At 61.5% G+C, this 9356-nt stretch carries 7 protein-coding genes; 1 reads left to right on the top strand and 6 read right to left on the bottom strand.

Annotation, left to right across the window (positions count from 1 at the left end; translation table 11 throughout):
• Positions 1 to 850: 850 nt before the first annotated feature.
• The 6 genes from FSO04_RS44070 to FSO04_RS44045 form a co-directional block, all read right to left on the bottom strand.
• Positions 851 to 1915: a porin gene (locus tag FSO04_RS44070; RefSeq protein WP_154567608.1), complete on the bottom strand. Its 1065-nt coding sequence runs from the start codon at positions 1913 to 1915 to the stop codon at positions 851 to 853.
• Between the two features lie 94 nt (positions 1916 to 2009).
• Entirely contained in the window at positions 2010 to 3002 is a 993-nt protein-coding gene (locus FSO04_RS44065) for an ABC transporter substrate-binding protein (protein WP_154567607.1), read from the bottom strand.
• Positions 3003 to 3029: 27 nt separating this feature from the next.
• A complete protein-coding gene (locus tag FSO04_RS44060) occupies positions 3030 to 4205 on the bottom strand; it encodes a Gfo/Idh/MocA family protein (RefSeq protein WP_154567606.1) in 1176 nt (391 codons plus the stop codon).
• Positions 4205 to 5530 (bottom strand): Rieske 2Fe-2S domain-containing protein, encoded by a 1326-nt coding sequence (locus FSO04_RS44055; RefSeq protein WP_154567605.1) that lies wholly within the window; start codon positions 5528 to 5530, stop codon positions 4205 to 4207. The genes FSO04_RS44060 and FSO04_RS44055 overlap by 1 nt, the downstream gene beginning before the upstream one ends.
• Before the next feature lie 40 nt (positions 5531 to 5570).
• Positions 5571 to 6545 (bottom strand): PDR/VanB family oxidoreductase, encoded by a 975-nt coding sequence (locus FSO04_RS44050; RefSeq protein ID WP_154567604.1) that lies wholly within the window; start codon positions 6543 to 6545, stop codon positions 5571 to 5573.
• A 187-nt stretch (positions 6546 to 6732) separates the two neighbouring features.
• Entirely contained in the window at positions 6733 to 8058 is a 1326-nt protein-coding gene (locus FSO04_RS44045) for an MFS transporter (protein WP_154567609.1), read from the bottom strand.
• Between the two features lie 265 nt (positions 8059 to 8323).
• On the opposite strand from FSO04_RS44045, the gene FSO04_RS44040 reads away from it, so the two are divergent.
• On the top strand, positions 8324 to 8911 hold the full coding sequence (locus tag FSO04_RS44040) for a MarR family winged helix-turn-helix transcriptional regulator (protein ID WP_154567603.1): 588 nt from the start codon (positions 8324 to 8326) through the stop codon (positions 8909 to 8911).
• Positions 8912 to 9356: the final 445 nt, after the last annotated feature.

Below are 9356 nucleotides of genomic sequence, written 5' to 3'. Positions count from 1 at the left end.
GGTGAGCTGGACCGTGGCGTGTTTGGAAGACCGGTGTTCTATCGTGCCGGCGTGCCTTGCTGCTCCCCTACCACAGCCCGCCCATAGAAATACAGACGTGCATAGGTAGACGCACGCCCGCCTGGGCGGGTGTGCGGTTAGAACAACAGGCTTCCACACCTGGCTGCCGGGTGTTTCCCGACGGCTTGATGATTATAAATCAAGGCAGCCGCGTAGCGTTCAACCAGGCAGGCTAAGTGTTTGCGTTTGACCGATTGGACAAGGCATCGTCGGCGGCGGTTGGCGTGTTGTCGCGGACTCGGAGGTCACAGAGGACGCGGGCGGCTGGTCGTCTCTGCGTCGACAGTCTGCGCGCAGGTGTATCCGGGGTTCGTCAGTGTCTGAACTTGGCGGTCGATGACAGTCCGATCGGCCTTAACGGACGTTCGACTTCCATCTGATTGCAACCGGTCGAATGACTGCTCTCCGAGAACGCGGAGGACTGAAGTCGACCCTAAGCGGACCGGCTCAGGTAGACCGGCCGAAGGCTGGTTCGGGAACGATACTGTTGAAAAAGTCGTAGCGCGTCGCCCTAACACCAGGAGTGAAAAATTCGACCTCTCAGATCGCCCCACAAACCGCTCGCGAGCATCGGTTAAGGGTAAAACGACCCATGAAAACCGGGTTAGAACGACCGTCACCGACTTTTTCAACAGCATCGGAACGACAACGGCCACTGATCTTACGGCTGTCGACGCGGACGAATTAGTACTTCGCGGCATGGGGGTTGGGTCGTGCGACGGTGAGAGAAAAAGCGCGCTTCATAGCAACGTTGTCCGCATCGACGTAAGTTCTTCGGCGACCTGACCACTCAGAACGAATGCCGGATGCCGACGGCCACGCCGGTCTGGTCCGCACCGGGCGTGACATCGTTGTCGGCCCCGCGCACGCCCACCGTGGAAAACGACGGATTGCTGACATACGCGCCTTCGGCATATAGCTCGGTTCGCTTCGAGAGCGAGTAATCCACTAGCAGGATGCCCATTGTCGGTCCGCCGCGAGGATTCCGATATTGCGTGCGATACACGCCCGCTGAAATGAGCAGCGGCGCCACCGCGCGATAGTTCACGCCGCCCCAGTACAGCATCGAACTCGCCAGCGTCGAGGTGTTGCTGACGTTGAGCCAGCGCAATCCCGCCAATACCGTCACCGGGCGGAAATCGTAAGAGACGCCAAACATGGCACGGCTTCGCGTATTGCTCTGCGTCGCAATCGACGTACCCTGCAACTGGTCGTATGTTACGCCCGCGCTCAGCGGTCCATTATCGTAAAGAAGCGCAGCGCTCATCTCACGGCCAACCTTGGTCGCCCCGGGCACGTTGGCGCCGTTCGGGATCGTCGAATCGTAGCCGCTGCTATAGAGTGCCGCGAAGGTCACTCCCGCGACGTGCACACCGTAGCGAATGGAGTTGTCGGCGCGATTCACGAGTTGCGCATCCATCGACTGCGCCGAATAGCTCGGATTGAGCGTCAGCGGATCGTATTTGTACATCAACTCGTAAAGCAGATTCTGATGGCGTCCGAGCGTCACCGTGCCGTATGGCGTCGACACGCCGACGAACGCCTTGCGACCGAAGAGGCGTCCGCCTTGGCCGAGCGCGCCGTTGTTCAGGTTGAAACCGCCTTCGAGCGTGAACACGGCCATGTAGCCGCTGCCGAGGTCTTCGTTGCCCTTGAAGCCCCAGCGCGATCCCGCGAGATTGCCCGACTGCTCGCGAACGGCGGATGCTGAGCGTTGGCCCTGCACGACATGATTCGCATATTCGACGCCGACGTCGAGAATTCCGTATAGCGTAACGGAGCTTTGCGCGTGAACGTGCGCGGACGCGCACACGCACCCCGCCGCAATCAGCGAGGCGATCAGGTTTCTTTTCATTGTTCTTGCTTGTGATGTGAGGAGCACGCCCGATGCGCCGGTCTCCACGGCGCATCGAACGCGTTGTAAAGGGGCGCGCGAGACGTCGCCGATATCAGATTTTGAAGCTCTCCAGCGTGGCGGGATGAAACAGCTCTTCCGGCTGCAGCAACCGGTTCGACAAGCCTTCCTGGTGATGCCGCGTCAGGAAGCGCGACAGCACATCACGGTTCGGCTCGAAGCCGTACGACCAGAAATCGTGGCCCATCAACCGGCGCGCGTTGCGCAACTGCTCTTCGACGAAGGGCAGCGTCACTTTGGTCGCGGAGGTGTCGCTCAGCTTCGCGAGCGCGACAGCCTTGCTTTTCTCGAACGCCTTCGCGATCGCGCCCGGCAGCCACGGATGCTGCTCCGCCAGCGTCCAGCGCACGCCCAGCAGATGCATGATCGGGAACAGCTTCGTGCGGGTGTACCAGTCGGCGGCGGCCTTCTGCGGATCGTCGTAGAGATACTTCACGTTCGGATGACCGTTCGTGAAGCACGACGGCGCTCGCGGGCCGATGACCGCATCGATTTCGCCGGATGCCAGAAGGCCCGTGATCGTCGCGTTCGACGGCGCGTTCTCCAAACGCACATCGGCGGGCAGGTTAAGCCTGATCTTCTCCTCGCGGCCCGTTTCCTCGTAGCCACCGCGTACCCAGGTCACGTCCGACGCCTTTAGACCGTGATCCTCTTCGAGAAACAAACGCGCCCACACATTGGCCGTCAATTGATACTCGGGCACGCCGATGCGCTTGCCCTTCAGATCAGCGGCCGTATCGATGCCTCGATCGGTGCGCACATAGATCGACGTATGCCGGAACGCGCGCGACGGAAAGATCGGCACGCCGATATACGGACTCGTGCCGGCCGCCGTCTTCACGCTATAGCTGGAGAGCGACAGTTCGCAGATGTCGTAATCGGCATGACGGAATGCCCGGAAGAAGATCTCCTCCGGGTCTTGCAGCATGAAGACCGGATCGACGCCGTCGATCTGCACCTCGCCGTCCACGAGAGGACGCATGCGGTCATAGTTGCCTACCGCTACCGACAGATTGAGCTTGCCCATATTCAAAGTTCCCTGATGATTGGTTTTCTAGCCGCCGATGAGCGCGTCGCGCTGTTCTGCGCTGGATCGCAGCATCGCGAGGCAGATTTCGAGCGTGCCGCGTGCCCAGACACCATCGTGCAGCGGCGCGATATCGCCATGCACGGCGGCGATAAGTTCGTCGATGACTTCGGCGCGGGGCACGGCAGGCGCGTCGAGTTCGACGCGCTCCCGACGTTCGTCACCGTAGACGAGGATGGCATCGGGCATCGGCCGCAGATCGCCGTGCTCGCATGACACGATGAGCGGTCCGAAGTGCTGATGACGCTTGCGCGCTTCGGGCGTTGTCTGGGAAAGCGGCGTGTAGGCGTTGCCGCCATAGGTGCCTGCAGCTTTCAGCCGCGCTTCTTCTTCCTTAGACTCCACGCGCGCCAACTTGCGGCGCGCGTTGCCGTATTCGTCGGCGCCGCGTGTCTGCCCCATCTCGCCGATCCAGCCGGTCCACTCGTCCGAATCGAAATGGGCGTAGCCGTTGTATGCGAGCGTCGCGAAGGCGCCGTTCTCGAACCAGATCGTTGCGGTGTAGGCGCCTTCGGTCGGACGCGCCCGATCCCAGTTGCCCACTGCCGCTCGGATGCGCGTCGCGCGGCTGCCTGCGAGCAGCCGCACGATATCGACCTGATGCGCGGCCTGGCTGAAGACGGCTCCGCCGCCATCTTCAGTCTTCAGTTCCTCCGGCCTGCGCGGACGAAACAGATAGTCGGTGTAGTTGAGCGCCTGGATCATCTTCACGTCGCCGTACGCGCCCGATGCGACCAGTTCACGTGTGCGCAGATATGGCGTATCGAAGCTATGGCAATGACCGACGATCAGATGCACACTCGCGTCGCGGCATGCGGCGATCATGTCGTCGCATTCGTCGAGCGACAACGCCATCGGCTTCTCAACAAGCACGTGCTTGCCGTGCGATGCCGCGATCCGCGTGTGCGCCGCGTGAAACTGATGCGGACTCGCAATGTAAATCGCATCGATGTCCGGCAGGCGCGCGAGCGCTTCAATATTGTCGAAGGTGGGTGCGTCGAAATCGGCTTCGAACTGCTTGCGGGCCTGCGCGCGAGGATCGCATGCGCCGACGAGTTGCACGCGTGTGTCAGCGAGAAACGTCGGCACCATCAGCGAGAATGCGCGGCCGAGACCCGCAATGCCGAGTCGGATCTTCTCCATCAGACCTGAACCTGATAGTTCGGCTCGAGTTCCGCCGCTGCTCCTTCAGCGCGCTCGACGCACACGGGGTGCGCGGCATACTGCTTCCAGTCCGCGTCCTTCGGCACCATCGCCTGGAACGAGCACACGCTGCGCGGGATCGCGTTCTCTCCGGCTCCGATCGCCGTTTCGCCCGACTGGAATTCCTTCAGCGCATCGAGCATGCGGCGGCGGAATTCGACCACAGCGACGTCGCTCGCGCCCAGCCGCTCTTCGGTACGATCCGCGATCGGGCCCATCGTCAGCCACATCGCGATGTCCTGGTTCGGAAAGCCCTTGATGCCGGTGAAGTTGCCCGCTTTCATTGCCTCACGGTCCTGCCAGAAGCGGTTGTCGTGATTGCGCAACGGCCGGTAGAACTCGTCGAGGTCAATGCCGACCTGCTGCCCGAGGAACTTGCGCCACGTCTCGGTTTCGGGTGTCTTGTCAGGATGACCCCACGCCATGAAATAGAACGCGGTGCTGGTGTCGTCGCACGGCACGTTGATGTTGGCCACGTTGTACAGGTTGTTCGGCGGAATGAGCGCGGTAGCCGGCGCGACGAACACGGTCGAGCGCACGTAATCGTGCGTGGCCGCGTTCTGGATTGGGCGGCGCAGCGCGGCATAGCGGAAGCCGTAACTCGTGCGATGCACCTGCAGACGCGGCGCCTTGTCCGTCGACGGACGCAGCCAGTTCTTCGACGTTGCTTCTGCACCGCCCACACGCGCCGGCACAAAGTCCGACGAATGCAGGCTCGAGCTATGCGCGGAATCGATCGCACCTTCGAGAATCTGCGCCCAATTGCACGGCAAAATCGCCTTAGCGATGCTGACGCGCGTGTCCTCGGTCGGCGCCCAGGCGGGCGGCACGAATTCAGGTATTGCGTCCTGCGGGCCCATGTACGCCCAGACGAAGCCGCCCCATTCGTTCGTCTCGTAGGCCTTGTGTTTCACCTTCCTGGTCATGTCGCTGCACGAAGGCTCGGATACCATTTCGATCACGTTGCCCTTTACGTCCATCTTCCAGCCGTGATAGAGGCAGCGCAGGCCGCAATCCTCGTTGCGCCCATACACGAGCGACACCCGCCGATGCGGACAGTATTCGTCCATCACGCCGACGTTGCCGTCAGTGTCGCGGAACACCACGAGGTCCTCGCCGAACACGCGCGCTTTCACGGGCGCGCCGTCCGGCTCGCTGATTTCTTCGCTGAGACACACGGGCGTCCAATGACGGCGCATCAACTGGCCCATCGGGGCATCGCCTTCGACACGACACAGCAATTCGTTTTCTTCATGCGTGAGCATTTACGCTTCTCCTGACCAACGTATTCAATGGGGATGATTTTCAGAGGTCCAGCACCAGTTCTTCGCTCTTTGCGCGCGACACGCAGATCATGATCTGGCCGCGCTTCTCGTCTTCGTCAAGCACCATGTCGCGATGATCCGCTTCGCCCGCACACAGCGTCGTGCGACACGATCCGCATGTGCCGCTTTCGCATGAACTCGGCGCGCGGATGCCGTTGTCGCGCAGGATTTCGAGGATCGAGCGGTCCTTCGGAATGTCGAAGCAGCGGCCCGATCGCTCGAGCCTCACGCTGAACGGCGTGTTCTCGGCCGCGCGCGACTGATCCACGCCGAAGCTCTCGAAATGCACGCTGCCTGTCGGCCAGTGACCAGTCATGTCGCGCACGCCGTCCATCAGCGCGCGCGGGCCGCAGCAGTAAACGTGCGCACCGCTGCCGGGCTTTTCGAAAACAGGCCAGAAGTCGAACGCATTGGCGAGATCACCATGATCGTGATGCACGACGACGTGCGGCTTCCATTCCGCGCTGCTTAGTTCCTCGAGGAACGCCGTCGTCTCCGGGCTGCGCGAGACGTAATAGAGCTGGAAGCGCGGGCCGCCGGTGGCCTTGAGGTGACGCATCATCGAGAGAATCGGGGTGATGCCAATGCCGCCCGCGACGAACACAAAGCTGCGCGCGCGTTCGCTCAGTTCGAATTCGTTGCGCGGCTCGGAAACTTCGATGCGGCCGCCTTCCGCGACGTCATCCGTCATGCTGACCGAGCCGCCGCGGCCCGCTGCGTCGCGCTTCACGGCGATCACGTAGCGGTCCGTTTCGTCAGGATCGTTGCACAGCGAATAGTTGCGGTTCGCGCCGCTTGGCACGCGCACCGTCAAGTGCGCGCCCGCCGTGAAGGACGGCAATCCGCGCCCTTCTTCATCGCGGAGCTCGAAACGGAAGATGCCTTCCGCCACCGGGTCCTTCTTCGTCACCACGAGCGTCCTGAATGACAGTTCGTTGCTGGCCGAATCGCTCATTGCACCTACTCTCCCGCATTTGTCTTCATTCGATGACACCATCCCTCCGCCGTCGATCACCATGACGTTTATATTAGATATCTAATCATGTAGAAGCAAGCGGGTTTTCCCTGAAATCGTTCGGATGACGCAAATGAAAACGGCGCCTTCACATCGAAGACGCCGCCCTTGCTGCGAGAACTGAACGCTAAGATTGCTTTTCCGCGTGCTCGCGCAGCGTATTGGCCGGCACGCCAATCAGCACCGCGAGTCCGCCAAGCATCACGAGTACGGCGATTGCGGATAGGCCGATCGCAAGGCTGCCCGTCATCGTCTTGATCCAGCCGAGCGCGATCGGTCCACAGAACGCGCCCACTTGCCCCAGGCTGCTGATCGCGCCGATGCCTGCGGCGGCGGCATCATCGGATAGATATGCGGGAGGGATCGACCAGATAATGGCCGCCGCGCCGAAGTAGGAAATGGAGATCATCCCCAGACAGACGATGGCCGCCGTGGTGTTGCCCGACAGTACGGGCAGCAGAAAGCCGCCCAACGCGCCGACCGCCGTGCACCCGAAGAAATGCCAGCGCCGCTCGAGCGTGACGTCCGAACTGCGCGCGACCGCGAACATGCCGAGCGCGCCGATGATGTACGGCAACGCCGACAGCAGGCCCACGTTGAGCACGTCCGAAACGCCTGCCTGACGAATGATGGTCGGCGTCCAGTAGTTGAGGATCGTGCCGCACAGGGGCACCGTGCCCCAGCCTGCCGCGAGGATATACACGCGCGGGTCCCTCAGCGCGACCAGCAACTGATGATGCGTGTGCTTTGCGGGCTTCTTCTCGGCGCGGTCTGCGGCGAGCGCATCAAGGATGATCTTCTTCTGCTCGTCGTCGAGCCAGCGCGCGTCCTGCGGACGGTCGACGAGATAGAAGAACGCCACGACGCCCATCAGCAGCGCTGGCAAGCCCTCGAGAAAGAACAGCCACTGCCAGTTTTTGTAGCCGAGCACATCGACGAAGTTATGCAGGATCCAGCCCGACAGCGGGCCGCCGATGATGCCCGCCGCCGCGATCGCCAGCAGAAAGCGCGACGTGATGCGCGCGCGCCGCGCGCCCGGATACCAGTACGTCAGGTACAGAATGATGCCGGGCCAGAAACCGGCCTCGGCCGCGCCGAGCAGGATTCGCGCGATATAAAACTGCGTTGGCGTGGTCATGAAGGCCATCGCGGTGGAAATGCCGCCCCACAGGATCATGATGCGCGAGACGGTGAGGCGCGCGCCGATCTTCTTGAGCCAGAGCGTGCTCGGCACTTCCAGCGAGATATAGCCGATGAAGAACAGGCTCACGCCAAGGCCGTACGCGGCATCGGACAAGCCGAGATCCTGCTTCAGATGCAATTGCGCAAAGCTCACGTTCACTCGATCCAGATAGTTCAGCACCCAGCAGACGAAGATGAACGACATCAGCCGCCAAGTGACCTTGTGATACGTGGCCTCGACGCGGGCTGCCGTCGCGTCCGATTCCGACATGAATTGCGTGACTGTGGATTTGGCCACCAAACGTCTCCAATTTCCGTGCATGAGGGCGACACACCGGCGCGCGAAGTGTGACCGCACGTCCCGCATATCAAGGATATTTTGTTCGATATCTAATCATAATGGTAAGGAGACGGTCACGCGTGAGCAAGTTCGGGTTTGCACCGAGATCCTTGCGGAGGATCCTGGCTGCGCAAAGCGTACGGCCCGCAGCTATCATGTCGGGCAAGACACCTGCACTCTGGAACGAGACATCGCCATGACACGAAAGAAGACTGTGGAAGGCACGCCGCGTGAAACCGCGGAGATGCTGCGCCACTGGCACGAATCGGTGCCGAACGACCGCCTCGCGCACCTTGTGAAAGACGCCTCACGATCGATGGTGCGCGCGTTGCAAATGCGGCTTGCGGAGCATTCGGTGTCATTCGGGCACTGGACCTTCCTGCGCATCCTCTGGGAAACGGACGGGCTCACGCAGCGCGAACTGAGCGAGCAGGCGGGCGTGATGGCGCCCACCACGTTCGCCGCCGTGACGGCGATGGAAAAACTTGGACTGGTCGAGCGCCAGCAGCGTCCGGAGAACAAGAAGAACACGCACGTGTATCTCACCGCCGAGGGCCGCGCGCTGAAGGACAAGCTCGTACCACTTGCGGAGGAGGTAAACGAGATAAGCGTGACCGGCCTGAGCGAACGCGATATCAAGACCGCGCGCAAAGTGCTGCTGACGATTATTGAGAATCTGGCAGACGACGAGTCGGGCTCGACGAACCCCATGCGACGCGTACTTTCCACTCGCGAACTTGGCAAGCTGATTGCCGAGCGCGGTGAAACGTGGGAGGACGCTTAAGAGCTAAGAGCAAGCGCGGCTTGATACTGAAAAGAACATCACTGGTATCGCGGATGCTTGGACTGCGACAACGATTGCAGCTTCGGATCGTTCATGACAGTGCTGATGCCGCATCGATAGTAAGAACACTCCGGTCCATCGCGCATTCGCCGGCGAGGAAAGGCGGAAGCGCTTGCCACCGTCGAAAGCCGGAAGCGCCGAGCCAGTTGTCTGCGGACAGCTCGCAAGTACGACCTCTTCCACATCTCGAAGGGCCGCAATTGCAACAACGACGGACAGACGGACACCAAGTTATAGCTGCGGCTCAAGGACCGTTCATGGCCGACCTCTGCCTCACGCGATCCGCATGTGCAGCACGAGCCCGGCGGTCGGCACCGCGCGACCCCAAAAGCGGACAGTCTGGCGAGACCCGCTACAAACTTTTCAGAAGATTGTCGATTTTCGA

Source organism: Paraburkholderia madseniana (assembly GCF_009690905.1).
Taxonomy (GTDB): domain Bacteria; phylum Pseudomonadota; class Gammaproteobacteria; order Burkholderiales; family Burkholderiaceae; genus Paraburkholderia; species Paraburkholderia madseniana.
The sequence above is the reverse complement of the archived record's forward strand: the minus strand, read 5'-3'. Positions and strand labels throughout refer to the sequence as shown.

Coding starts and splice junctions, on each gene's coding strand:
- FSO04_RS44045 (WP_154567609.1), bottom strand. CDS start 8,058: ATGTCGGAATCGGACGCGACGGCAGCCCGCGTCGAGGCCACGTATCAC.
- FSO04_RS44040 (WP_154567603.1), top strand. CDS start 8,324: ATGACACGAAAGAAGACTGTGGAAGGCACGCCGCGTGAAACCGCGGAG.
- FSO04_RS44070 (WP_154567608.1), bottom strand. CDS start 1,915: ATGAAAAGAAACCTGATCGCCTCGCTGATTGCGGCGGGGTGCGTGTGC.
- FSO04_RS44060 (WP_154567606.1), bottom strand. CDS start 4,205: ATGGAGAAGATCCGACTCGGCATTGCGGGTCTCGGCCGCGCATTCTCG.
- FSO04_RS44050 (WP_154567604.1), bottom strand. CDS start 6,545: ATGAGCGATTCGGCCAGCAACGAACTGTCATTCAGGACGCTCGTGGTG.
- FSO04_RS44065 (WP_154567607.1), bottom strand. CDS start 3,002: ATGGGCAAGCTCAATCTGTCGGTAGCGGTAGGCAACTATGACCGCATG.
- FSO04_RS44055 (WP_154567605.1), bottom strand. CDS start 5,530: ATGCTCACGCATGAAGAAAACGAATTGCTGTGTCGTGTCGAAGGCGAT.